Genomic DNA, 24,954 nt, shown 5'->3' on the forward strand with positions numbered 1-24,954 from the left:
TCGGAACATCCCCAGCTCGTCGATCGCTGCAGTGTCCGAGCTATCGCCGGCGGACATGCTACGGACGGTGTACCGCTACGCGGCGGGCGCGATCCACATCTCGAGGACGCCGTTGCCCTTGCGCGCGAGGGACGCGTCGACGAGGCTGCGACCTCGGGGCGACCGCGAGTTTGCGTTCAGTGTCGTGGACGATGTTCGAGTCTGTGATGTCGGCGAGGGTCATCGGAACCGAGGAAGACGGGGCTTTTGCCGTCCACCCGGGTCGGTTGGGAGAGCTTCATCTGCGCATGCAGCCACCTGGTGACCTGGACACGATCGTTGCTGGGCGGCGGTGCGTGGGAGTCCAAGCCCGGGACTCTCGGTGACACTATGGAAGGTGTGGCGTGGAGTCGCTTTCGCCAGGTCAGCGGGGCCTAATCAGCAGTAGGCGAGGTGTACCGGATCCAGTATCCGGTACACCTCGTTGCCCGGCCGTGCTAGGGATAGGCCATGCCATCGGCGAGGAAGATCGCCTCGATCAGGTTCTGGTTCGTGGCTTCCGCGATCTTGTCGTCGATGCCAGGTGCGGTCAGGTCCAGTGCTCGCAACTTGCCGTCGACCTTTGCGACCGCGAGGCAGCGGCGGACCCGATCGGTGTGGTCCTGGGCGTAGCGCGCAAGGGCAGACCACTTCGCCGAGGTGTCCGCGAGGTCGAACCGGTGTGGATCGACGATGTCCATGACGAACGCGCCGTCGCCATCGTCGTGCCAGAACAGGAAGTCCGGGTGCATCAGTTGGTGCTTGTCGCCGAACTCGTAGGACACCGCCAGCGCATGCCGGCCTGACGAGGGATTTCGGTACCAGCCCACCAGAGTCTCTGACGCGAGCTCGACGTCGAGAACCTCCGCCTCCCACGACGAGCGGGACGTGTCGACCGGGAACTCGCCCGGGTGAGGCTTTCCTGGGGGAATGACGTACAGGTGAGAGGGGTACGTGGTGATCGGCTCGGTGGCCTTGTCGCGCACCCTCTCTGTCGCGGCCGGGTAGGCGTCACGGACCTCGACCGTCGTGGGAAGCATGGGCGTTGAGCCTTGATGCCATAAGGGTTCGATCTGGTCCCGGACGTGACGCGGACGCGCTGACACCTTCGCGCGATGTTGCTCGCGCCAAGTACCGATCAGCACCTCGGCCTGTTCCTCAATTGTCGCCTTGAATCCGAGGTCGGCCATCGCTGCCAGGCGCACGGCAGCGTCGACCTCGTCCTCGCCCGCGTCGCACAGGTCGTTGAAGTACCAGTTCGCCGAACCGTCCGGGAGCAGGCGTTTGGCCTTCTGAAAGTAGCCCTCCAAGTCTCGCTCATTCGTGGCGGTGCTGGACTTGCCGACGCTCTGCATGATCGTTTCGCCGTAGGCGATCATCGTGGTGCTGATCGTTAGCGACACGATGTCGTCGACCTTCGCGTCGATCTCGCTGCTGTGCTGGCCATCAGCGGCGCGTATCTGGTCGACGATCCATTGCTTGGCCTTCGCCGACCCCTTCGTGATCACGTTGTGCTCGGTGAGCGTAGCCGCCAAGCGCATCAGCTGGGCAGTGCGGGAGCTGAACGACGCTCTCTGTCGCGTGTACGACGGCAGCGTGTCGAGCTGGTCGAACAGTTCGGCCGGCACCGTCGCGGACTTCTCGCACACGACAGGCGCTACGACGATGTCAACCTCGACGGTTTCGTCCTCGGTCAGCGCGCTCACGACCCGCGCGACGTGCTCGGTTCGGAAGCCTGGTAGATACGCGGCCACCTCGTTGAGGCGGTCGTGGCCGCCGTCGATGCGCTTGGTAAGTGGGGTGCGGACGAGCCGGCCGATCAGCTGGGCGATCTCGGTGTAGCTGTCCTTGTTCTGGAACGAGATCATCACCTCGGCCCGCGGGCAGTCCCAGCCGGTAGTCAGCGCAGACTTGAACAAGACGACCCGCGCCTGATCGTCGCCGGAGATCGCCTCCGGCGGCAGGTAGCGAATAGTCCTGTCCCCCACCTTCTTTGGGCCGTGTGGGTCGCCGAAGGCATGAGCGACGGCGTAGTCGGACAGTGCCGGCCACGTCGACTCCATCACCGACAGGATCTCCGCCAGTCGTGCCTCCTCCTTCGCAGGCGACAGGCCCTGCTCAACCTGCACCACCAGCAGCGGCTCGACGAGCCGGTCACCGGTGGTCTCGTGGTGGACGCGCCATGCCTCGTCCGAGGACTTCAGCTCCTCGACCGCTAGCGCCAGCATCGTGTTGTCGGCCGATTGCGACTCTCCGAGGCTGCGCAGCAGGATGCGGTCCTTGAGCAGGCCGGACTCGCGGACGTCGCCGGCCTTGACGTCGTGCAGGCGCATCGTGCGATCGGCGGCGTGCATGGCGGCGTGAAACCGATCAGGCGTTGCCGAAATACCGAGGACCACGGGCGCTGGAGGCTGCGTGGTGCCGATGTTGGTCGTCCCGCCACCGACGATCGTCCCGGCGATCGACTTGCGGTCGTTGCCCTTCGTCGCCGAACCGCGGTGCGCCTCGTCCCAGATCACCAGGAAGTCCTCGCCGCGTTCGCGCGCGGTGTTGGCGATCATGTCCCACGCGCCGTGCGTCCGCTTGTCATTGCGGGTTCCGTCGGCTCGGACGGCGTGCAGTGTCGAATTCTTTTGCATGGCTTGGATATGGACGAAGTAGATGACACCGGGTTCGAGCGTGCGGTAGTCGACCTCGCCCAGGTAGCGGATGCAGTTAATGTCGATCGCACCGCCGGATGCCTGGTGGATTTTCGTGATCGTCTGCGCATTCAGTGCCCGGTCGTCGGTGATCCACAGAACGGTCATGTTCGAGTTCGGCGAGCGGGTCGGTGTGCCCTTGTAGATGCCTTCGAGCACCGCCGTGGCGATGACGGTCTTGCCGGCGCCGGTTGGGGCGGTGAGACCGACAGCGGTGCGCTCGCTGTCTTCAAGGTAGGCCGCGCGCGCCTTGGCGAGGCTGGTCAGGACAGCTTCGACGGCGTCGGTCTGATACTTCTCCAGCGTGAACTTCACCGGGCACCGCCCGCGATGTTGATGGTGTAGTTCGACAGGTAGTCCTCGTACAGCTGCACTGTCTCGATCCCGACAGGGATGCGCTCGACAGCCTCCTGGTACTCGGCCTCGGAGTCGGTGATGATGAATGCCACCGCAGGCGGGGTAGCGCTGGTCGCGGCCTTAGTCACGGCGCTGGTGAACGCGGACAGCGCGTCGATGTCGAACAGGACACCGTAGGCGTCGGTGAGCGCCCAGCCCTCGTCCGGCGCCCTGTTGATGCGCGGCCCTCGCGCACCGCTTTCGAGCCACATCAGAGGAGCGACCGACTCGAACTCGTGCCCGCGGCGAACCATGCCCGGGTCGAGGTAGGTCAGGTCGAACATCTCCACGTTCGCCGCCAGCGCTTCGGAGTGCACAGTGCCATCAGGGCATTTCCCAGTGACAACAGTCGAGACCCTGGGACGGGTGACCGCCTCGAACACACCGCACTCTTCCCACTCTGTGTCGCCGGGGTGCGAGCCGTGTCGACGCAGCTTCTGCTGCTGCTCAATACCTACTTCATTGTTCGTTACTACAATGGATTGGCGATGGCCACCGTCTTTGGCGTTCATCCGCATGATCGCATGAGCGGTCGTTCCAGAACCGCCAAAAAAGTCGAGCACGATTGCATCTGGTGCATTGTTGGCCCACCGAATCAGCTGCTCGATGAGTCGTAACGGCTTTTTTCCATTGGCGAATGCGACACCGCCTTCGGTCGACACATGACCCATGTCCGAATGAAACCCGCGCCAGAGATCTCCTCTGATGACGGTGCGTCCAAACCGGGGAATGTAGTCGTCAGACTGTCGGTAGTTTCGGTCGAGTGTGTAGATCTGCCAGACTTTACCCTTGCCGGATTTAGTGAGCCGATACGACCGGTCGTCAGTGTGGTGCACCACCCATCGGCCAGCCGGCACATCAACCACATTGGCAGAAACCGGCGGGGTATCAGTGCGGCCTATGCGATGCAAGTTGTTCAGGATGAACCCGCGTGCAGCCTCGGAAGCCGGGAGTAGGACGTCCATTGCCGACGCGCCCAGGAACTTTCCTCGTTTTTTGCCAGTTTCGTGGATCAGTTCGAATCGCTCAATGTCTGCGCGCACGTCAGGATCACGGTCGAGACGATCATAGACTGAGTCCGTAGTGCCATCGTCGTTGAGCCACAATGGGTAATTCGCGTCCCACCTGTCGATTCCGTCGTACAGTGGTGTGTGTTGTACCTCCACATCGAATGCGTCTGACTTTCGATATATGAGCACATACTCAATATTCTTGACGATTGTTCCTTGCTGAGCGTTCGTGGTTTTTGGGCCAGAGGTCGTGGACATCTCCACGGCAAGCTGAGCAACCCGGTTGTCCACCTCAAATACCTCATCCAAGAGCATCCGAAGCCTATGTTGTTCATCGTCACCGATCGAGACCATGATTGCCCCCGACGGTTTAAGCAGATGCCACGCAATCTTGATACGACGTTCCATGAACGATAACCACTTCGATGACTTCGCCCGGTCGCTGCCATCGACGAATCTGTCGTTGTAGAGCCACGATCGCTTGCCGCCGGAGTTGTAGGGCGGGTCGATGTAGATCAGATCAACCTTCTCGCGGTGCGTTGACCGTAAGGCTTGCAGTGCATGGAAGTTCTCGCCGTTGATCACGATGTGCCACGGCGCTTTAGCAGGACCGTTCTCGATCCGCTCCGCCGACCGCAGACCGGGGTAGATTGGCTCACCGAACTCACGGACCACGATCAACTCGGAGACGTGCCGCTCACCGCCGTCGCCGCTGAGGACAGCGACCTCGCGAGTGCGGTCGGTGAACCGGTCGACGATCCATGCTTCGGAAGACGACTCGTCGCGTAGCGCGACGCGGATACCCTTGCGGATCGGATGGTCAGGAAGGCGGACCGACTCAGGGAGGTGCCGGTCGAACACCAACCCGAAGCGACGAGACCCACGCAGGAGATCTACCTCACGCGCGAGCCGCTCACGCAGACGGGGGTCGTCGATGCGGGAAATCAACTGGTCTAGGACGTTTGATTCGTCGCCCATTTCGCCCCTTGCCATGTCTTACCGATTCAACTGCTACCCCAGGAGCTTATGGGGTAGCAGTCGGGCTGGTTTCCGTTGGGCTCGGAGCAGCTTGCGGAACCGCGGCCACTCAGCTTGATGACCCGTCGAGCTGGCGAAGGATCTGATCCAGCTGCGCCCCCGATAAGGGTGGGTACCGGCGGTGCCGGTGATGTGATCAGCCGCTCGGCTTCGAGGCTTTTCCTCGCGCGATCGGCGCTCTTCGGAACACGAGTGGCAGGTGAACAATGGACGTCGGACCCCGCCGATCCCGGTAATCAGCTGGGCGGCAAGATGATTTGCACCGACCGGGCGTGCTCGCAACGATGGAGCCACAACGGCGGCCACGCCTCGAGCGGTTCGGGGCTCGGGTCGCCCGGCGAGTCCGTTTCCCCCGCGCCCGGAACAGGCCCACCGCATTCGGGTTCGGTTCGGTCGTGAACCGAGCCTGGTAGCAGGCCGGAGAATGCGGCGGAGAACGCCGTGTGTAGAACGCTCGCCAAGTGGCCTTCTTGACCTCGATCTTGAGACGGTTGGGGTTGTCGTACTTCGCCGCGAGCGCGCACCGACTCCCGTTCAGGCATCGAGGATGCAGTCGAGGCGGCGTAGGACCCTGAGCGGGAGGATCACGTTGCAGTACTGGTTGGCGCGGTAGGGACCCCGAAGTTGGTCGGTGATTGACCAGATGAAACTACCGAGGGTGCTCACAAGGCTCCTTACGAGGCTCACCCGACGACGAAGGCTGGAGGCCCGGCGCGAGCCCGGGCGCGCTGTCCTAACAGGCTGCACACAGTTTGCAGCAGCCGGTGCGTCACCCAAACATCATCGCGCATCACGACACCCCGGCGGGCCACGAAGTCAGCAGCAATGATTGCGCTGGTTCGAAATCGCTCGCGTCGTCAATGAACCGAGTTCCCTCATCGCGTACCGCGCAGCGCGACTGATCACTGCACGGCGGATTCGACGCCACGGCCTCCGTCCGAGTCGTCACGGGATCAGCCGATGGATACGGTGGCAACTGTGACGGCATCAGCGTGGGTAGTGCGTTCGGGCAGGCTGGGAGAAAGGGACCAGGCTGCCATCGCCGAGGGGTGTTCGGGTGGCGGCTGGGAGGAGATCCCGGACCTCACGGCCTGCACTTCGCGCGCCGACATCGCTGGAGTTGTCGAGCCGATCCTCATGGGTGAAAGCAAGGGTCGAGTGCAGAACGTTGTAGCGCAACTGTGGGCAATCCGCGGACGCATCACCCCCGGTGACCTGCTCGTCATGCCGATGAAGACGACCAAGCAGATCGCGCTGGGCCGGGTCACCGAGGGCTACCGGTATCGACCCGACGGGCCGCCTGCGATGCGCCACACGGTGTCGGTGGACTGGCGGCGCACCGATCTGCCCCGCTCGGCGGTCAAGCAGGATCTGCTCTACACGCTGGGCAGCGTGCTCACCGTGTTCGCGCCGAGCAAGAACAACGCGGTCTCGCGCCTCGAGCACCTGCTGCAGTACGGCACGGATCCCGGTGCGGTGGAAGCACTGCCGATCCCGCCCGGAACCGGTACCGCCGGCTCAGAGTCCGACAGCTCAGTCGATTCGCCCGAGCTGAGCACCGATTTCGAACAGGCCGCCACGGATCAGATCCTCACCCGCATCGGAGAGGACTTCACCGGTCACGAGTTGGCGCGGTTGGTGACCGCCGTCCTCGAAGCCGAGGGTTTTCGGTGCGACATGTCCCCGCCCGGACCGGACGGCGGCATCGACATCACCGCGGGCTGCGGCCCTTTGGGATTGGACTCACCAACTGTGTTGGTGCAGGTCAAGTCCGGTGGTCAGGTCGGCGCGCCAGTGGTGTCACAGCTTCAGGGTGTGATGGCGACGCAGAAGGCGGATCAGGGTCTGCTTGTGGCTTGGGACGGGCTGACTCGACCGGGCCGGGATCAGATGCGCCACGATCGGCTCAGGATCCGGGTGTGGGCGGCAGCGGACGTGGTCGATGCCGTGCTTCGCAACTACCCCCGCCTACCGGCCGACCTCCAGGCCCGCCTACCTCTGAAACAGGTATGGATGGTCAGCAACCCCGAGGGCTGATCTCGTGATCCCGGCCGGGCGGGAAGTAGTCTGCCGGGGAGCCCGGGAGCGACCGCGCGTCGTGGACGGACGTAGTCGCGGGAGCACCACAGCACGAGCGTGAGCAGGCGGCTCCCGCGGCGCTCCGTCGAGACCGTTGCCGCCCTTCAGCAACCGGGCGAATGATAGCCGCCCTTGGCTTAAGTCGACCTCGTGCGGGATTAGTCCCGGCCGAACACCTTTCGTTGAGACGCTCTCGGCGCGGGCAGACGGCAGCCTGCGGACGCGGGTGTCCCTGAGCGGCTAGCTCGAAGTCTGTTGGGGACTTGCCTATCGCCGAGTTGCGACTGGTCGCAACGAAATGCGTCCCGCATCGAAGACTCGCCGCTTCAACGGGATGGGTACGTGCGGGTGAACGCGCGTAGCGCACCTCCACTTGCGGTGGTGCTGCAGCGGCGTATGGCGTGCGTCTGCCTGCGAAAACCTGCCCCGTGTGTAGGCCCCATCCGCTAGCGTCCTCCGCTCTCCGGGCTCCATCTAGTCGTGATAGATCGGTTCGAGTGTGCGGTATCGGAACCGGCGTACTGGCGTGGGACCGACGGAACGCCAGACGGATCGGTCCAAGGTGGCATGCTTGAGCGTTACGGTGCCCTCAACTCTCGAAGTTGAGAACAAGGGCGAACACGGACACCGCGACGGCGACTATCGACGGGTATTTGGAGATGGAGAGTCGCACAGTCCGAGGATTCAGGATGGGTACGCCAGTTCGCAGCAGACGCTCTGCACGAGCGGAGCTCGACAGGCGGTAACAGTGACGCACAAAAGCCCCATAAGTATCAGAGTTGACGCCGCTGTGGTCCAGATTTCCAGCGCCGACGCGATCAGCATCTCAGTACGCACATCGATGGACTTGGCGTCGCAGTGCTCGAACACCTGAAGGCCCGGCACGGATGTGCCCACCCGGTGTTCTTGCCGACAGTGCTCGGTTCGGTGGGGCAACGGTGAAGTCGCCGCCGCTCTGCGCGTTCAACGGCAGTTTCGCGTCGTGGAAGGCGTTGCCGACAACAATGTTGTGAGGCTCTCCAACAGCGTCGGGTTTCCGAGGCGGTTCACGTACGTGAGTTGACATCGCAGGCGTTCGCCCAGTCGGCTAGGAGATCCTTGGCCGGTGTCTGAGGCGCAGATCAGTGCCGCGAAGCCGGGGCGTCCCCGACGTCTCCGTCAGCCGGCCGCCGCCAGCGACTGCGCCAACTGCTTGCGCGCCCGGTGAATTCGCGTCTTCACGGTGGCGACGCTGACCTGCTGGTGTTCGGCGATGTCGGCGTAGGGCAGGTCGGCGTACTCGGCGAGGACGATGGCGACGCGGAAGTCCTCGCCGAGTTGACGGAGTGCGTGCTGGACGGCGTCCGAGGTGACGACCTGCTCGTCGAAACCGCTGCCGTGGTCGGTGAGGTCGATGCCGGGGGAGTCGTCGTCGGTGTCGTCGAGGCTGGTGGTGAGCTTGCGGCGGCGAACCACCTTGAGGGCGGCGTTCGTCGCGATGCGGTGCAGCCACGTGTTGAAGCGGGCCTCGCCGCGGAACCGGTGCAGGTTCTGCCACGCCGCGGTCAACGCGTCCTGCAGCGCGTCCTCGGCGTCGTGGGCGTTGCCGGTGATCTGCAGGCACACGTGCCAGGCGTTGGTGCGGTACCGCCCGACGAGCTCGGCGAACGCGTGCTGGTCACCTCCACGGCACGCGGCCAACAGTTCCGCGTCGTCCATCGACTTCCCCCACGCTCCTTGCGTTTTCACCCAACCCCCACACGGCCGTGGGGGATGCTACCCGCAGCCCGCGCACGGCGCGTCACCGTGGGGTCCGGGGCTCCGGTCACAGCAGGTCGTCGCCCGGAAAGGGGTCGACGGCGTCGTGCTGGAGGTCCGGCCCTGGGTCGTGCACCCCGACGTCCGTGGCGTCCCCGAGGTCGCCGAGTCCCGTGTCGGTGTCGGTGTCGTCATCGTCGAGTCGCAGGGGCTCGTCGTCGTCGACCGGGAGGTCCGCGGTGTGGTCGCCGGGCAGCAGGTGCTCGCCGGCCGACAACTCGTCGTCGACGAGGACTATGTCGTCGTCGGGAACGACCGGATCGTCGTCCATCTCGGGCACGAGATCGGCGTCGACCGCCGGCGTCGCCGGGTCCAGCGCGACCGACAGGGCCCGCTCCCACACGTCCTCGGGCAGCGGCGGCAGCGCGTCCGCCCTCGACTCCGCGAAGAGCGACTCGTCATCGTTCATCGGTCACCTCGTCGACTCCTTCGTATCCGTCACCGCCGGCGCCGCGCGTCGGCACCACCGTCACCATTGTGCGTCCTCCGCGCCCGAATCCCGCGATCACAGCGCGATGATCGCCGACCGACGCTCACCCGGCGTCGCCGCGGGGGCGAGCAGCGCGTCGTCTGGGGCGTCGGTCACGACCATCTGGAAGCCCGAGTCGGCCCAGGCCGCTTCGAACTGTTCGATCGGGACCTCGAGCTGATTGCCGTACGGCACACCGGGATCCGACAGGATCACCACCCCGCGGGCGTCGTCGATGCCCGCGACGACGAGGACGTGATCGGGGGCGTCGTCCTCGCCGGCCTCGTCCTCCGGTGTCCAGATCTCCCCGGAGTCGACCATCGCGATCACCCCGTACCCGGCGTCCAGCCGGCCGCGCAGGTCGTCGAGGGAACCGTCGGTGCGGGTGCACGGCACCCCCTGATCCTCGAGCAATGCCTCCACGGCGGGCAGGGTCATCCCCGCGCTCGGATCGTCCATCAATCCGAGCTCGACGGCGCGGTCCACCAGCTGCTGCGGGTCGGTGATCGTCGCCCCGGTGTACTGGGCGACGACCTGCGCCACCACCGACGGCCCGCAGTACCCGTCGAACTGCTGGTAGAACCAGTCCAGCGTCCACGCGACCGGGTTACCGTGCACCGCACCGTCGTCGGTGAGGTCGGGACCCTCCTCGACGGACGCCGCCACGTCACCGGCGGCGCCCAGGGAGACCTCGTCCGGCACCGACACCTCGTCCGGCTCCGCCGCCATCTCGGGCTGCAGGTCGGCGGGCGGGATCTGCTCCGGCGCGGCGTCGTCCACCGCAGGCGCCTCCGCGACGGCCACGTCGGCACCCGACCACGCGCCGCCCGCGCCGTCGTCGAAGTCGTCCATCGTCGATCCTTCCGGGGCGGTCGGTCAGGCCAGGTCGGCGGGCAGCTCGTCGACGACCGGCGGCTCGTAGGCGTCGGTGCCGGCCTGGGTGTGGTAGCTGTCGTCGGCGGGGATCAGCGATTCGTAGGTGCTGATGTCGCCGAGCGACCCGACCCCGTTCTCGCCGGAGGTGAGGTACGACTCCTGGCTGCCGTCGTTGTCGTTGTCGGAGGTGACCAGGTCGAACTTGCCGTCGCCGTCGGTGTCGATGAGGGTCGCGTTGACGACGCCGTCGCCGTCGGTGTCGACGGCCGCGGTGTCGAAGCGGCCGTTGCCGTCGCTGTCGACCAGGTGCACGTCCGGTCGGCCGTCGCCGTCGGTGTCGAACTGGCTGGCGGTGATTCGGGCGCCGTCGATCTCGTCCTGACGGACCGGCTGACCGGTGGCCGGGTCGTGGTAGGTGACCAGGTCGACGTCGCCGTCGTCGTCCTTGTCCTCGGCGATCCGGACGGTGCCGTCGGCGCGGACCGCGGTGGCGGTCTCGTAGGTGCCGTTGTGATCGGTGTCCTGCTCGACGAGGGTGACGTTGCCCTCGTCGTCGACGTGGGCGATGGTGTCGACGCCGTCGACGCGGGCGTGGATGACGTCGACGTTGCCGTCCCGGTCGACGTCGCGGGGGGAGTAGTAGTCGACGTTGCCCTCGAGGCCGGTCGCGGTCGGTGCCGGCTCGGTGGCGGCAGGGGCAGGTTCGGAGACGGGCTCCGCGACCGTGTCGGGGGTGGCGGTGCCGTAGGTGGCGGTCGCGGGGTCGCCGACCACGTCGGATCCAGCGGTCGCGTCGGCGCCGATGTTGCTGAGTTCCTCGGCGGTGGCGTCGATCGCGTCGAGCCGGTCCTCGACGGTGGCGGTCGGTTCGGTCACGGTGGTCTCCTCGGGTGCGGTGTCTGCGGTGTCGGTGTCCGTGATGGACGGGGCGGACGGAGCCGGTGCGGGGGCGGCGCCCATGATCTCGTCGATCTCCGCGCTGACGGCGTCCCCGATCGCGTCCAGCTTCTCGTCGGGGCTCAGGTTCGGGTCGGCCGCGATGTCGGTGAGCTCGGCCTCGTACTCGGCGAGGTCGGCGTCGGTGTATGCGTCCGGGTTGCTCATCGTTTCGTCCTCGCTCGCTCTCGTGTGCGTTGTCGAGAGTTGGATGCGGCGGGACACCGGAAAGGTTCCCGACGGTGGCGAGCAATCCTCGCGGCCCCGGCCGACACGCGAAAGGGGCTGCCGAACACGGTGGTTCGGCAGCCCCTCGTCATGCGTCCGCGATCAGTTCATGAGCCCCGAGCGGGCCAGGAAGGTCTTGGCGCCGTCGAGGCCCTGGGCGCCGCCGTAGGACGCCATCACGCCGGTCGACGAGTTGGCGTACCAGATCTTGAAGGTGTTGTTGTAGCCCGGGCCGTCGATGTGCGCGGCCGCCACCCGGCCGGTGTCCTCGACCGTCTCGTTGGTGGCGACGGCGGAGTTGTTCTGGAATCCCTGCCGGATCCCGAGCACCCGCTTCTTCGCGTCCTTGACGTCGACCGAGACGATGATCGACTGGTAGTCGCCGGTGGTGATGCCCGCGGTCAACGCGCTGCCCTTACGGATCACGCACTGCAACTGCAGGCCACCGTTCTCGGTCTCCCCGGACGTCTTGCAGTTCTCCACCTCGGTGCGCAGCGCAGCCGGCAGCCCGGCGATCACCGCCTCCTTCGACGCAGGCGCGGTCGCGCCGCCCGTACCGTCACCGCCGGAACCCGCGGCCGCACCGGAATCCGTGGCGGCACCGGACGATCCGCCCGCGACCAGCGCCGGGGCCGGCTCGGCCGGGGCGTCCTCGCCGCCGAGCGCGTACACGCCGACCCCGACACCGACGGCGACCACCGCGACGGCCGCGGCGACCAGCGCCCACGTCTTCCCGCGACCCGCGGTGCCCGACCCGCCCGCCGGGACCTCGGGGGGAATGGCCGAAAACTGTTGCGTGGGCGGATCGTACGACTGGGTCGTCGGCGTCGACTGCGGTGGCACGGGCGGCGCGTACGGCTGAGGTGCGGGCGCGGGGGTCACCGGCGCGGCACCGGGCGGCGGCCCGCCGAGACCGCGGACGATCGGCGCCGCCGCGGCGATCGCGCCCTGCGCCACGACGGTCTTCGGGTCGTCGAGGGTCGCGATCGGGCCGAGCTCGGCGAGCCGCGCGTGCACGATCGGGATCCGCGAGGAGCCGCCGGTCAGGTACAGCGCCTCGAGCTCGCTCGGGTCGGTGACCCGGGCGTCGGCCAGGGTCGCCCGAGTGAGGTGGACCGCCCTGTCCAGGGCGGGGGCGATCAGTTCCTCGAACTCCTCGCGGGTGATCTGGAACCGTTCGCTGCCGCGCCCGTCACCGCCGGTGACGGTGATCGTCGCGGACGGGGCCTCCGACAGCAGCTCCTTGGCGCGGCGGATGGAGTCGTCGAGGGCGTACCGGACGTCCATCGGCGCCTCGCGACGCAGGTAGTCGAGCAGGTCCGGGTCGCGGGCCTCGAGCTGCTGGTCCACCCAGCGGCGGACGAACGCGTCGAAGTTCTTGCCGCCGAGCCCGTTGTCGCCGCGCGCGGCGACCACGTCGAAGGTGCCCGCGTCGTTGGCCTCGAGGACGGCGATGTCGAGGGTGCCGCCGCCGAAGTCGAACACCGCGATCTTCGTTCCCGGGGCGAGGGTGTTCGCGCGCGAGTAGTAGTGCGCGGCGGCCCGCGGTTCGGACACCGTGCGGATCTTCGACGCGTCGAGCCCGAGCCGCCCCGCGGCGTCGAGGAGCACCTGGATCTCCCGCGGCGACCACGCCTCCGGGTGGGTGAGCACCAGCTCCGACGGCGCGGATCCGCCGTGCGCGCCGACCGCACGGGCCATCACCGACTCGAGCACCGCCGCGACCGGCACCGACGCCGGCAGGTCGTACCCGTTGACGTTCACCACGCCCTGCGCGACCACGCGCTTCGGGGAGGGCATGAACGCGGCCGGGTTGGACTCGGCCCGGTCGGCGGCGACGTCCCCGACCGCGATGCGGTCCGGCGACTCGACGAACACCGACGACGACATCGTGGTGCGGTTGTGGCTCAGCTGCAGAGCTTCCACGGACCCGGACACCGGGCCGGTGTGCGCGGCCGCGGTGTTGGAGGTACCGAAGTCGATACCGAGCACCCATTCTCGGGCGGACATCAGCGGAGTCCCTTCTCGTCGCCGGCTGCCCGGGCGCACTGGTTCATCGGTTCGGTCCTTCCTGTGTCCGCAGCGGAGCTGGGACGTTCGTGTCGTCTCCCAGTTGGATCGCGGGCACCGGCGAAAGGTTCCCGGTGGTGTCGACGACCGTCGTCAGCCCCGGCCGGCGGGCCGCACGGTGACCTGGTTCGGCTGGTATCCGGCGGCCGTCGCGGCGTCGCGCAACCCGCCGACCTGGCCACGGGTCCAGTCCTCGGGATGCGTCAACACCAGCGCGTCCGGTCCGGTCACGATCCCGGCCAGCTGCGCCGACGCGACGGCGGCGGCCGAGGTGGCGGCAGGCACGACCAGCTCCGGCCGCGACCGGGCGTCCGGTGCCGGCTCGCCCAGCGAAAGCCGCTGCGCGAGACCCGTTCCGGTGTCGAGCAGGCCCGCGGACACCGACCCGTCCGCGAAGTCGATCGTCAACACCAGCGTCCCGCCCATCGTGCCCCCTGAACCTCGTCGCCGTCCCACGGTCGGGACGGCCGGGCGGCATCATTGCACGACGCCGCCCCAGCCGTGCACCGCCGCCCCGATCGGAGGCGGAAGAATCTCAGTGGCGCACATCACAATTCGGCGGAGTGTTCGAGGTCGGTGCGGCAGACGCCCGCCGGGGCCGACACCGGGAGGCGGAGTAATGCCCTAGGGTACGGACGGTACCGACGGCAGGCGGCACGGAAGGAGATGCGTGGACGGGTCCGGAGAGCACGATCGCCGGACGGCGACGCCCCCGCGTCAACGGGCCGACGCCCTGCTCGCGTCGATCACCGGAAAGATCCTGCGCCCGTTTGGTCACGACGAGCTCAGCGACCTCGCCGAGCAGCGGGCGTCCGGCGCGGACCAGGTCCGATCCGTCGTGGTCGTCGGCGAGGTGGGGCGTGGCAAGAGCTCCCTGATCAACGCCCTCGTCGGCAGGCGGGACGCCAGCCCCGTCGGGGTGGACGTGACCACCTCGACGACCCTCGCGGTCGGGGAGGCGTCCGGCGAGTACCCCGACGGCACCGCGCACCTGCTCTTCCCCGGCCGCAGCGAACGCATTCCGCACGCGGACCTCGCGGACTGGGTGACCTGCGAGGGCCGCCGCGTCACCGACGCCCGGATCGACGAGCTGCCGACCCGGGCGATCGTCCCGGTCGCGGGCAGTCGCCTCGGGGACGTCACGGTGGTCGACACCCCCGGCGTGGGTGGACTGGACCCCGGCTACGCGGCGCTGGCGACGGCGTCCGCGGCCCGGGCGTGCGTGCTGGTGATGGTGTGTGACGCCGGCAGCCCGATCACGGCGCCGGAGATGGCGTTCGTCCGGGACGCCGGTGCCGGCGTCGAGGCGCTGGTCGTCGTGGTCACCAAGACCGACAAGAACGTCCGGCGCTGGAAGCCGATCGTCGCGGAGAACCGGGCGCTGCTGCGCGAACACCTCGGTCGGGACGTGCCGGTGCTCCCGGTGTCGAGCCTGCGGGCGCTGCTCGCCGCGGAGTCGCCGCCCGGACCCGAGCGGGACCGCGCCGAGCAGCGGTCCGGCATCGCCGGTCTGCGCTCCACCATCCACGCGAAACTGGCGGCGGCGGAGGACCTTCCGGCGGCGAACGGGCTGCGGACGGTCGTCGGGGGACTGCGGTCCCTTGACGCCGACATGGGCGCACAGATCGACGCCCTCACCCGGGGCGACCAGGTCATCCCGGGCCTCACCGAGCAACTCGCGGAACTGCAGGACCTCAAGGACCACTCCCAGCAGTGGGAGCAGTACCTGCAGCGGGACCTGACCCTGATCCGGCAGGACGCGACCGACGAACTCGACCGCCGGCTGGACGCGATCCGGGACAAGTGGACGACCCGGATCAACAAGAGCGGAATGGAAGTGCTGCGGAAGAACCCGCAGCACTTCACCGCCGAGATGGAGAGCGACTTCCAGGGCGCGATGGCGGCGTCGATCACCGTCTTCCTGGACCGGTTGCACGGCACCATCGTGGCGCCCCGATTCGATTCGGAATTGGTGTGGAACGAGATTCAGCACCAGGTCACCGCCGCCCTGGCCAACCGCTCCCTCGAGACGCACCGCGTCGCCGGGAAACGCCAGGGCCTGCTGGACCCGTCGATGCTCACGATGGGCGTGATGGGCTCGTCGATGCTCGGCGGCCTGATCGGAGTGACCACGGTCGTCGGCGTCGGTGCCGTGGTCGGCGTCGCCTGGGTCGGATTCAACCTCGGTTTCCGGGCGATGCGGGCCGGCAAGACGAACCTGCTGTCCTGGATGCGGGAGACGACCGCCACCACCAAGACCACCACCGCGCGGATGCTCGAATCCGCACTCGCGCTGGCCCGCCCGGAGATCGTCATCCGGTACCGCGACCACCTCAAGACCTCGATCGAGCATCTGCAGAAGCAGATCAAGGAGGCCGAGGACCTCGCCCGCACCGACAAGGCGACGCGCGAGAAGAAGCTCTCCCGCCTCGAGGGCAACCGGAAGGTGGTCGTGAACAACATCGCCCGGGCCGAAGCGCTGATCGCGGAACTCACCGGCGCCGACGGCGGTGCCCGGTGACAGGTCCGCCGCTCGATCCGGTCCGCGCCAGCCTGGACCGGGCCCTGCACGCGCTCGCCGCACTCGGTCCCGAACTCGCCGCGGAGGCCAACCGGATCGGCGCGATCCTGTGGTCGCCGCCACGGATCGTGGTCGTCGGGCGCCTGAAGGCGGGCAAGTCCACCCTGGTCAACGCGCTGGTCGGGGCCGCGGTCGCGGAGACCGCTGCGCTCGAGGCCACCAGCGTCGTCTCCGTCTACCAGGACGGCGCGCCGGCCCGGGTCGAGGCGGTGCTGCTCGACGGCACCCGCAACCCGGTCGACACCGTCCGCGGGCAGATCGCCGCCCTGCCGGTGCCCGCCGACGAGATCGCGTACCTGCACCGGTGGCTGCCGTCGGCCGCGATACGCGATCACACCCTCGTCGACACGCCGGGACTGGCGACCCTGACCGCGGAGAACGAGGCCCGTACCCGCCGCGCGCTGATCGACGGGTTCGAGCAGACCCGCACCGCGTCCGTCGACGCCGACGCGGCGGTGTTCCTGTTCGACTCCACCCCGCGCGCCGACGAGGTCGATTTCCTGCGGCAGCTCGGCTTCACGCCACTCACGACGCTCGGGGTGCTCTCGCGCGCGGACGGGTTCGGGGAGGGTGCGCTCGGCAACCGGGACCCGCTCGAGCACGCCGCCGAGCACGCGGTCACCCTCGCGCATCGCTTGCGCGGCACCGTGATGACGGTGCTGCCGATCGCCGGGCTGCTGGCCGAGACCTCGCACACCGGCGCGCTGACCGAGGCCGATGCACGCGCCCTCGCGGAGCTCGGGGCGATGGCGCCGCTGGACCTGATCGACCTGCTCGACTCCGACGACCCCGCCGAGCCGCACGTCCGCGACCGGCTGCTCGACCTGCTCGGCGAGTACGGGATGATCCACGGTCGTGCGGTCGCGGGCCGGGGTGCGGCCGCGCTCAACGACTGGCTCGTCGCGAAATCCGGTGTCCCGCAGTTGCGGCGCGTCCTCGCTCGGCATCTCGGTGCGTTCGCCGCGGTGCACCGGGCCGGCCGGATCGTGCGGGAGCTGGACCAGCTGGCCTACACCCATCCCGCCCGCGACCGGATCCGCGACATCGCCGCCGCCCTGCGGGCGGACCCCGCGCTGCGCACCGTGGTCCTGTTCGAACACCTCGGGGCGATGCTCGACGCCGACCCGGCCTCGCCGGTGACCGACGAACTGCGTCGACTGATCGAACACCCCACCGACGCAGGCAGACTCGGGCTCCCGCCGGGTGCCACCGCAGATCAGGTCCGGGCCGAGGCCCGCCGCAAGCTGTCCTGGGCGCAGGCGCAGCAGCTGTCGACGATGACCGCCGCGGAGGACGCGGCCCTGGTCCCGCTGATCCACACGTACGGACTGCTCGCGCGCGGCGTGTGAGCCGCGCCACGATCGTCTCGGTCGGGAACCTTGCCCGCCGCGCCGGGCATCCAACCCCCGACACCATCCCGAGGGCCCGAGCGCGGCGCGGGAGCGACGAAAGGACCACCGAAGTGCGTGGGACGAATGTGATGCGGACGAATGCGATGTCGAGGAAATGGATTCCGCGGGCCGCGGCCGTGCTGTGCGCGGGCGTGCTGGTCGCCGGCTGCGGCGGCACCGACAGCGAGCCGAAGGCCGGTTCCGGCGGCGCCGCTGCCCCGACCGTCGACGCCGCCGCACTGGACACCGGCAGTTACCCGACCAGTCCGGCCCCCGAATTCGGAGTCGCCACTTCCGAGAACATCATCGAGGTGGAGGGACAGCGACTCGCCGAGTTCACCGTCGCGCCGTTCGAGATCGACCCCGAGCTGATCGCCGGGAAGATGCCGACGATGGTGATGCGCAGCGGCAAGAACCTCGGTGTCGTCATCGGCGGCAAGGCCGGCGACATCGCCCACGAGAACCAAATGCTCTACGGCTATGTCTCCACCGCCGCCACGAACACCCCGAACGTCACCGACCCGTCCCGGTCGGTGGTCAACGCGGTGCTGCGGTTCGGCAACCCGGAGATCGCCGCCAAGGTCGCCCGCGCGATCCAGACCGAGCTCACCACCGTCGACGACGGCGCCGGGATCGCGACCGCCCAGACCGTCGACGTGCTGCCGAACACCCTCGTCTCGACCCGCGAGACGAATTCCAGTGCGGGCCGGACCGTCTCGGTGAACGCACTGACCCCGCACGGCGACTACCTGCTCTACACCTGGGCGCAGGCGCCGGTCGGCCAGAAGGACTGGACCGCGAAGGCGGTCGCGAAGGCCGTCAGCCTGCAGGGCCCGCTGATCGACAAGTTCCCGGCGCAGCCGACCAAGGAGCAGAACGGCGGCAAGTCCGCCGAGTTCCCGAAGGTCGACCAGGACAAGATCCTGATCTACGCGGTCCCCGAGAAGGACAAGCAGGCGAAGCTCGGCGACGACATGGCCGTCTACGGCCCGCGCGGCATGTCGCACAAGTCGACGAACCCGCCGCTGACCTACCGGGTCCTCACCGAGACCGGGGCCGACCACAGCGCCGTGGCCAAGACCACCGTCTACCGGGCCTCGGACGGCGCCGGTGCCCGCACGATCGCCGACGAGTTCGCGAAAGATCTCGCCGCGCAAGGCTTCGCCGCGGCGCCCTCCCCGCAGGGGCTGCCGGACGCGAAGTGCGTCACCAAGGACACGGTGCGCGGCACCGAGATCTACTGCACGGTGGTCAACGGCCGCTACGTCGGCGAGGCCTCCGGTCTGGACGACAAGAAGGACGTCGACCAGCAGATCTCTGCTCAGTACCTGATCCTCGATCAGGCCGACCAGAATATCTGACCTTCCACCATCGAGCCGGTGGCCCCGTGTCGTGGGCCACCGGCGTCGTCGGTCAGCGCGCCGTGTGGACGCGGGGCACTAGGCGACGAGGTCCTGGTACTCCGCGTTCTGCGCGACGAACTTCTCCACGTACGAGCACCCCGCGATGATCTTCAGCCCGTCAGCCCGGGTGGCGTCGAGCGCGGCCGTCACGACCTTGCCCGCGATGCCCTGGCCGCGAAAGTCGGGGCTGGTGACCGTGTGGTCGAAGTTCCGCACGCCGCCGACCTCGGTGTAGTCGGCGTGGCCGGCGAGGACGTCGTCGACGTAGATCTCGAACGTGCTCTGCTCCGGCTTGTGCTCGATGCGGTTCGTCACGGTCACGGATCCCTTCGTCGGTGGTTGCCTCGCACGCTACCCAGAGGGCGTACGCGGGGCACTGCAGGGGTCAACCGCCCTGCCGTGCCCGCGTATTCCGGCGGGCCGACGGTCAGCCCAGCAACTCCCGGATGTCCTCGGCCGAGAGCCCCGCGTTGAACGCCCCGCCCTCGTCCACCACGGACGTGAACAGTTCCGACTTGCGGGCCTGCAGCGCGAGCACCTTCTCCTCGATGGTGTCCTTGGCGATCAGCCGGTACACCATGACGTTGCGGGTCTGCCCGATCCGGTGGGTGCGGTCCACCGCCTGCGCCTCGGACGCCGGGTTCCACCACGGGTCGAGCAGGAAGCAGTAGTCGGCCTCGGTGAGGTTCAGGCCGAACCCGCCCGCCTTGAGGCTGATCAGGAACACCGGAGCGTCCCCGGTCTTGAACTCGCCCAACACCTTCGCGCGGTCCCGGGTGCGCCCGTCGAGGTAGGTGTATCCGACGCCCTCGGCGTCCAGCCGCGTCCGGACCCGGTCGAGGAAGCCGGTGAACTGGCTGAACACCAGCGCCCGGTGGCCGCCGTCGATCACGTCCGCCAGCTGCTCGAGCAGCGCGTCGATCTTCGCCGACCCGACCGACGCGTGCGCCTCGTCGACCAGCGCCGCGTCCAGGCACAGCCGGCGCAGCAGGGTCAGCGACTGCAGGATGGTGAACCGGTTGGCGTCCACGTCCTCGACGAGGCCGAGGATCTTCTGCCGCTCGCGTTGCATCTGGGTGTCGTAGAGCTGACGGTGCCGCGGCGTCAGCTCCACCTCGAGCACCTGCTCCTGCTTCGCGGGCAGGTCCGAGGCCACCTGCTCCTTGGTGCGACGCAGGATCAGCGGCTTGATCCGCCGCCGCAGCCGCGCGAGCAGCTCGGTGTCGCCGCCGGTCTCGATCGGCTTGCGGTAGAACTCGCCGAACTTCGTGGGGTTCGGGAACAGGCCCGGCGCGGCGATCGACAGCAGCGACCACAGCTCCATCAGGTTGTTCTCCATCGGCGTGCCGGTGATCGCGACCTTCGTCGGAGCCTCGATCCGCCGCATGCACTGGTACGCCTTGGACCGGTGGTTCTTCACGAACTGCGCCTCGTCGAGCAGCAGCATCGACCACCGGTGCGCCGCGTACTCCTCGTCGTCGAGCCGGGCGAGGGTGTACGAGGTGACCACCACGTCCGCGCCGTCGATCGACTCCGCCAGCGCCGCACCGCGTTTGGTGCCGGTCTCGGACACCGCGACCACATTCAGGTGCGGGGCGAACCGCGCCGCCTCCGCCGCCCAGTTCGCGACCACCGACGTCGGCGCCACGATCAGCACCGGCGGGTCGGCCGGGTTCTGCTGGCGCGCATGGCAGATCAGCGCCAGCGACTGCACCGTCTTGCCGAGGCCCATGTCGTCGGCGAGGATGCCGCCGAGCCCGTTGGTCCACAGGAACGCCAGCCAGCGGAAGCCGTCGAGCTGGTACGGCCGCAGCGTCGCCCGCAGCGACGCCGGCGCGTCGAGCGTCGACGCCGTCGTCACGTCCAGCAGCCCCTGCACCTGCTCGCGCCACCGGGCGGCCTGCCGCTCGACCACCCCGAGCGCGGCCAGCTCCTCCCACATCCCGGCCTGGAACCGGCTCAGCCGCAACCGGTCCGGCTCCTGCTCGTGCAGGTCACGGGCCTCGGTGATGAGCTCGCGCAGCCGCTGCAGCTCCGGTCGGTCCAGCGACAGGTACGCCCCGTCCGGCAGCAGCAGGTGCGACTGGCCCGCGGTGAGCGCGGCGAACACGTCCCGGAACGGCACCGGGGCGTCCTCGACGCGGACGGTGATCGACAGGTCGAACCAGTCGCCGTCGTCGGTGGCCTCGGTGCCGACCCCGATCTGCACGCTCTCGCCGGCGTCCCGGTAGTCGGCGGCGGTGCCCTTGACCCGGACCTCGACGTCGCCGCGCGCGTCCAGCAGCGGCAGCAGCTCGGTGGTGACCCGCGCGGTGTCGAGCCCGTCGAGGTGCACCCGCGCCAGCAGCGTCCCGCCGGGCCCGAGCAGCCGGTACTTCTCCAGCGGCAGGTCGAGTCCGGCGAGCAGGGCGCGTTCGCGGCCGGCGTCGCGGAAGGACTCGTCGCCCGCGCGCAGCTCCACCGCCCGCTCGGCGCCGCCGACGGCGTACCGATACCGCCAGTGCAGCGCGACCCGGTGCCCGGCCGCGTACGCGACGTGCAGCAGCAGCGTCGGGCCCTCGATGGTCGGCGCGGTGAACGACCCGTCGGTCGAGCGGACCGTCGCGGACCGCTGCAGCCGCGGGTAGTACTCGGCGGAGAAGCGGTCCACGTCCCGCGCCGGCACGACGATCGAGGCGTTGCCGACCACCAGTTCCTGCATCGCCCGCGGCGCCGTCCCGGACAGCCGGGCGATCCGGAACGGCCACTCCGCGGGGTTGGCGCCGCGCGGGTCGCCGGGGCGCAGGTAGAGCACCCCGTGCGCCTCCTCGCCGAGGAAGCCGAGCACGGTCACCGGCTGTTCGGAGTCGTCGGTGCGCACGGTGGGGGTGACCTCGAGGTCGCCGCGGGACTGGTCGACGTCCACGCAGAGTTCGGCGGCCGCGGGGGTGGGGAGGGCGCCCATGCCCTTGCGGCCGTAGAGCAGTTCGACGCCCGCGTCGGCGGCCTCGTCGAGCAGCGTCCACAGCCGCGGGCTGCTGACGGTGGTGAGGTCGAGGTCCTTCTCGCCGGACCCGTAGGTGCGCCGGGCGCGCCCGGCGGCCTGGTGCGTGGCGTGCAGCTCGGACAGCACGTCGCGGTGCGCGGGCAGCACGTCGGTCATGTGCGGCAGGCCCGACCACGTCATGTTCGCGTTGGCCCAGCCGGACCGGCCGGGCCGGGCCAGCCGGGCGCTCAGCCGCCAGAACTGCGAGCGGGGGCCGGGGGTGAGGGTGAGCTGCACCGCGAGCGGGACCGTCCCGGCGGGCCGGTCTGTGCCGCCGAGCGCCGCACCGAGCAGGTCCTCCCAGGACGGGGGAGCCGGTTCGGCGGTGTCCGACTGGTCGAGGAGCGCGACCGTCACCGCGACCGCGTGCTTGCAGTTGAGCCGGACCGGGCAGCTGCACTCGCCGCGGGTGAACTCGAGCCGGTCGGTGTGCGGGGCGAACGACACGCTGGTGCGGTACAACTCGGTGCCGTCCACCAGGCCCACCGCGCGGCGCTCGGCGGCGATCCAGTCCAGCTCGAGCACCGACCCGGCGCGGGCGTAGCGCACGCCGCGGTCGTAGGTGGTCTGCCCGACCGCCCGCACCAGGGTGGAGAGGGTGTGGTCGTGGTCGGAGGGGAACGGCATGCGTCGACGGTAGCCGGTGGCGGCGACGGTGCAGGTCGCGTGCTCGGCGAACGTCTGTTCGCGTCCCTTGTCGTCGAGCCGGTGGGGAGTAACGTCGCCCGAGGAGAAGCACGCGTACGTCGATGGGGGCGGGTCGTGGCTGAACGGATCGGGCTGGTCGTGGCGGGAGCGGGCGCGCGGGGCGCGTTCGAGGCCGGGGCGATGGCGTCGCTGCTGGAACGGATGGCCGAGGACGGCACCCCGCCGTCGATCCTGGTCGGCACCAGCGCGGGCGCCCTGAACGTGGTCGGGCTGGGCGGATTCTCAGACCGGGGACTCCCTGCGGCGGCCGAGAACGTCGTCGGCATGTGGGGTTCGATCGAGCTGGACGACGTCGTCGAACCGGTGAACAGCGTCGTCGGCAGCGGGCTGCGCTACCTGGGGCAACTCGCCGGACTGCCGGTGCGGCTGCCGAGCCTGCTCGACACCGAGCGGTTGCGGGAGACGCTGTCGGCCCGGCTGCCGTGGGACATGCTGCACGAGAACATCGCCGCGGGACGGGTCGACGCCGTCGCGGTGGCCGCGACGTCCGTGGCGACGCGCGGGACGGTCGTGTTCGTGGAGAAGCATCCGTCCGTGCCCCTCCCGCCGCACGACTCACACCGCAACATCACCTACGTGGAGACCGAACTCGGGGTCGACCACGTGCGCGCGTCCGCCGCCGTGCCGGGGCTCTTCCGCCCAGTGCACGTCAGCGAGCCGTCGGACTGGTCCGGCTGGTACGTCGACGGCGGGTTGCTGCTGAACACGCCTCTCAAGCCCGCGATCGCCTTCGGTGCGGACCGGTTGGGCGTCGTCGCGACGCACCCCCGGACCTGGCCGACCGGGCTGCCGTCCGACCAGCTCACCCACACCGGGAAACCGGACGTGTTCGGGGCCGCGGCGCTCGCCCTGCGCGCCATGCTCGCCGACCGCATGATCGAGGATCTGCATGCGATCGAACGCCGCAACACACGTGCGCACCCGTACCCGAGGAAGCCCTACCGGATCGGCTTCACCTTCGCCGGCCCGTCCCCGGACCGGGCCGGCGACATCGCCGCGCTCGCGGACGAGGTCTTCCGCGACGAGTTCGAGGGCCTGCGATGCGGGCGGGACCCGTCGCTGTGGGCGCTGGCTCGGCTGATCGGGGGCGAGGCGGCGGACCGGGGCGATCTGCTCAGCTTCCTGTTCTTCGACCCCGCCTTCACCCGGCGGGCGGCGGAGCTGGGGCGCGCCGTCGACCTGGTCGAATCGGGTTAGGAACGCTCTATTCCGGCTTCGCTGCGTTCACCGAGTCAGCCGATCGCGACCGGGTGGTAGTACAGCGCGGTGTCGGTCTCCTCGACCCGGACGTCGACGGTGTCGCCGACCTCGAGGTAGTCGTTGACGTTGATCCGGGCGCTCGACCCGACGATCCGGCGGACCGAACGCGCGGGGATCAGGCCCTGCCTGCCGTCCGCGCCGACGGCGAGGGCGTACCGCGGCCCGGTGCGGGTGATCCGCGCGTAGACCGTCGGCTCGTCCGACCCGTTCGCCGGCGTGCCGTCCGGGCCGGCGTCGAGTTGCGCGGTCTGCCGGTCGAGTTCGGCCGCGAGCAGGTCCGCCATGGTGTCCACGTTGTCCAGGAGCTCGGCCATCTGCCGGGCCACGTCCTGGTGAAACTTGTTGGGTTTCAAGGCCTTACCGGGCTTGTACATGTCCTCGTGGGTGAGCTCGCCCCACGCGTCCTGCAGCAGCGTCTTCACCTGCACCTCGACCTTGACGCCCAGGTCGCCCTCGTGGGTGGCGACCTTGACCAGCAGGATCGCGTGGTACGCCCGGTAGCCGCTGTCCTTCGGGTGGGTGACGTAGTCGTTGGGGGGCACCGCGAGGCGCACCGAGCAGGCCGGCGAGGTGCAGGCCTCGTTCAGTTTCACGGTGAACGCGGCGAGGTCCCGCGGCGTCTTGCACAGCACCTTGATGCCGATCAGGTCGTGCAGCGACTCCGCGATGTCGTCGGGTGTGGTGGGGCGCTTGATCTTTCCCTCGGCGACCTGGCGGCGGATCTTGTCGGTGGTGCGCTGACGATCCTTGATCCGCGCCGTCCTGGCATTCAGCCGGTCGCGGTCGAGGTCCTCGAGCACGTCGTCGGCGAGCGTCTCGAGGAACGTCTGCGCGGTGACCAGCGCTGCGGCCCACGCGCGTTCGTGCAGGTCGTAGAGCTCGTTGACCAGCGTCTCGACATTGTCGGGCTTCTTCCGGGTGCGCATGTGTTCCTTGTCCGTGCTCCCCGCTCGGTGCGGGTGAGCGGGGG

The 24,954-nt window shown here is 68.9% G+C and carries 17 protein-coding genes; 5 read left to right on the forward strand and 12 right to left on the reverse strand.

Annotated features, from left to right (window positions below; genetic code table 11):
* Window positions 1–476 precede the first annotated feature (476 nt).
* The 3 genes from ACFXGJ_RS01555 to ACFXGJ_RS01565 all read right to left on the reverse strand — a co-directional run bounded on the left by ACFXGJ_RS01555 (window position 477) and on the right by ACFXGJ_RS01565 (window position 5,908).
* On the reverse strand, window positions 477–3,032 hold the full coding sequence (locus ACFXGJ_RS01555; RefSeq protein ID WP_378615764.1) for a DEAD/DEAH box helicase: 2,556 nt from the start codon (window positions 3,030–3,032) through the stop codon (window positions 477–479).
* Entirely contained in the window at window positions 3,029–5,101 is a 2,073-nt protein-coding gene (locus ACFXGJ_RS01560; protein WP_378615766.1) for a site-specific DNA-methyltransferase, read from the reverse strand. The genes ACFXGJ_RS01555 and ACFXGJ_RS01560 overlap by 4 nt, the downstream gene beginning before the upstream one ends.
* Before the next feature lie 594 nt (window positions 5,102–5,695).
* Window positions 5,696–5,908: a type I restriction-modification system subunit M N-terminal domain-containing protein gene (locus ACFXGJ_RS01565; RefSeq protein ID WP_378615882.1), complete on the reverse strand. Its 213-nt coding sequence runs from the start codon at window positions 5,906–5,908 to the stop codon at window positions 5,696–5,698.
* A gap of 411 nt (window positions 5,909–6,319) precedes the next feature.
* Here ACFXGJ_RS01565 and ACFXGJ_RS01570 point away from each other — a divergent pair, with 411 nt between their 5' ends.
* Window positions 6,320–7,198, forward strand: a complete 879-nt coding sequence (locus ACFXGJ_RS01570) for a restriction endonuclease (RefSeq protein ID WP_378615768.1) — start codon at window positions 6,320–6,322, stop codon at window positions 7,196–7,198.
* Between the two features lie 1,200 nt (window positions 7,199–8,398).
* On the opposite strand, the gene ACFXGJ_RS01575 is transcribed toward ACFXGJ_RS01570, so the two are convergent.
* The 6 genes from ACFXGJ_RS01575 to ACFXGJ_RS01600 form a co-directional block, all read right to left on the reverse strand.
* Window positions 8,399–8,938, reverse strand: coding sequence for an RNA polymerase sigma factor (locus ACFXGJ_RS01575; RefSeq protein ID WP_378615771.1), 540 nt, complete (start codon window positions 8,936–8,938; stop codon window positions 8,399–8,401).
* Window positions 8,939–9,044: 106 nt separating this feature from the next.
* Window positions 9,045–9,446, reverse strand: coding sequence for a hypothetical protein (locus tag ACFXGJ_RS01580; protein ID WP_378615773.1), 402 nt, complete (start codon window positions 9,444–9,446; stop codon window positions 9,045–9,047).
* Between the two features lie 96 nt (window positions 9,447–9,542).
* Window positions 9,543–10,358: a C39 family peptidase gene (locus tag ACFXGJ_RS01585; RefSeq protein WP_378615775.1), complete on the reverse strand. Its 816-nt coding sequence runs from the start codon at window positions 10,356–10,358 to the stop codon at window positions 9,543–9,545.
* A gap of 24 nt (window positions 10,359–10,382) precedes the next feature.
* Window positions 10,383–11,486 carry an FG-GAP repeat domain-containing protein gene (locus tag ACFXGJ_RS01590; protein ID WP_378615777.1) on the reverse strand — a complete coding sequence of 368 codons (1,104 nt, stop codon included), beginning with the start codon at window positions 11,484–11,486 and terminating at the stop codon, window positions 10,383–10,385.
* Between the two features lie 162 nt (window positions 11,487–11,648).
* Window positions 11,649–13,556: an Hsp70 family protein gene (locus tag ACFXGJ_RS01595; protein WP_378615779.1), complete on the reverse strand. Its 1,908-nt coding sequence runs from the start codon at window positions 13,554–13,556 to the stop codon at window positions 11,649–11,651.
* Window positions 13,557–13,709: 153 nt separating this feature from the next.
* Window positions 13,710–14,042: a hypothetical protein gene (locus tag ACFXGJ_RS01600; RefSeq protein ID WP_378615781.1), complete on the reverse strand. Its 333-nt coding sequence runs from the start codon at window positions 14,040–14,042 to the stop codon at window positions 13,710–13,712.
* A gap of 244 nt (window positions 14,043–14,286) precedes the next feature.
* On the opposite strand from ACFXGJ_RS01600, the gene ACFXGJ_RS01605 reads away from it, so the two are divergent.
* From ACFXGJ_RS01605 to ACFXGJ_RS01615, 3 genes are all read left to right on the forward strand, one after another.
* Window positions 14,287–16,137 carry a dynamin family protein gene (locus ACFXGJ_RS01605; protein ID WP_378615783.1) on the forward strand — a complete coding sequence of 617 codons (1,851 nt, stop codon included), beginning with the start codon at window positions 14,287–14,289 and terminating at the stop codon, window positions 16,135–16,137.
* Window positions 16,134–17,546, forward strand: coding sequence for a GTPase (locus ACFXGJ_RS01610; protein ID WP_378615785.1), 1,413 nt, complete (start codon window positions 16,134–16,136; stop codon window positions 17,544–17,546). Before ACFXGJ_RS01605 ends, ACFXGJ_RS01610 begins: the two co-directional genes overlap by 4 nt.
* A gap of 146 nt (window positions 17,547–17,692) precedes the next feature.
* Window positions 17,693–18,949 carry a hypothetical protein gene (locus ACFXGJ_RS01615; protein WP_378615787.1) on the forward strand — a complete coding sequence of 419 codons (1,257 nt, stop codon included), beginning with the start codon at window positions 17,693–17,695 and terminating at the stop codon, window positions 18,947–18,949.
* A 78-nt stretch (window positions 18,950–19,027) separates the two neighbouring features.
* On the opposite strand, the gene ACFXGJ_RS01620 is transcribed toward ACFXGJ_RS01615, so the two are convergent.
* Entirely contained in the window at window positions 19,028–19,306 is a 279-nt protein-coding gene (locus ACFXGJ_RS01620) for a GNAT family N-acetyltransferase (RefSeq protein WP_378615789.1), read from the reverse strand.
* Window positions 19,307–19,418: 112 nt separating this feature from the next.
* Complete coding sequence (locus ACFXGJ_RS01625; protein ID WP_378615791.1) at window positions 19,419–22,643, reverse strand: SNF2-related protein; 3,225 nt, start codon at window positions 22,641–22,643, stop codon at window positions 19,419–19,421.
* Between the two features lie 135 nt (window positions 22,644–22,778).
* On the opposite strand from ACFXGJ_RS01625, the gene ACFXGJ_RS01630 reads away from it, so the two are divergent.
* A complete protein-coding gene (locus ACFXGJ_RS01630) occupies window positions 22,779–23,921 on the forward strand; it encodes a patatin-like phospholipase family protein (RefSeq protein WP_378615793.1) in 1,143 nt (380 codons plus the stop codon).
* A gap of 35 nt (window positions 23,922–23,956) precedes the next feature.
* Here the strand turns inward: ACFXGJ_RS01630 and ACFXGJ_RS01635 are convergent, their stop codons facing one another.
* Window positions 23,957–24,910 (reverse strand): GTP pyrophosphokinase family protein, encoded by a 954-nt coding sequence (locus ACFXGJ_RS01635; RefSeq protein WP_378615795.1) that lies wholly within the window; start codon window positions 24,908–24,910, stop codon window positions 23,957–23,959.
* Window positions 24,911–24,954: the final 44 nt, after the last annotated feature.

The organism is Rhodococcus sp. NPDC059234 (assembly GCF_042754225.1).
In the GTDB taxonomy this organism is placed as follows: Bacteria; Actinomycetota; Actinomycetes; order Mycobacteriales; family Mycobacteriaceae; genus Rhodococcus_G.

What these genes read in the sequence shown, in the direction of transcription:
- ACFXGJ_RS01560 (WP_378615766.1), bottom strand. Translation starts at nt 5,101, where the DNA reads ATGGGCGACGAATCAAACGTCCTAGACCAGTTGATTTCCCGCATCGAC.
- ACFXGJ_RS01575 (WP_378615771.1), bottom strand. Translation starts at nt 8,938, where the DNA reads ATGGACGACGCGGAACTGTTGGCCGCGTGCCGTGGAGGTGACCAGCAC.
- ACFXGJ_RS01580 (WP_378615773.1), bottom strand. Translation starts at nt 9,446, where the DNA reads ATGAACGATGACGAGTCGCTCTTCGCGGAGTCGAGGGCGGACGCGCTG.
- ACFXGJ_RS01585 (WP_378615775.1), bottom strand. Translation starts at nt 10,358, where the DNA reads ATGGACGACTTCGACGACGGCGCGGGCGGCGCGTGGTCGGGTGCCGAC.
- ACFXGJ_RS01590 (WP_378615777.1), bottom strand. Translation starts at nt 11,486, where the DNA reads ATGAGCAACCCGGACGCATACACCGACGCCGACCTCGCCGAGTACGAG.
- ACFXGJ_RS01595 (WP_378615779.1), bottom strand. Translation starts at nt 13,556, where the DNA reads ATGTCCGCCCGAGAATGGGTGCTCGGTATCGACTTCGGTACCTCCAAC.
- ACFXGJ_RS01600 (WP_378615781.1), bottom strand. Translation starts at nt 14,042, where the DNA reads ATGGGCGGGACGCTGGTGTTGACGATCGACTTCGCGGACGGGTCGGTG.
- ACFXGJ_RS01615 (WP_378615787.1), top strand. Translation starts at nt 17,693, where the DNA reads ATGTCGAGGAAATGGATTCCGCGGGCCGCGGCCGTGCTGTGCGCGGGC.
- ACFXGJ_RS01625 (WP_378615791.1), bottom strand. Translation starts at nt 22,643, where the DNA reads ATGCCGTTCCCCTCCGACCACGACCACACCCTCTCCACCCTGGTGCGG.
- ACFXGJ_RS01635 (WP_378615795.1), bottom strand. Translation starts at nt 24,910, where the DNA reads ATGCGCACCCGGAAGAAGCCCGACAATGTCGAGACGCTGGTCAACGAG.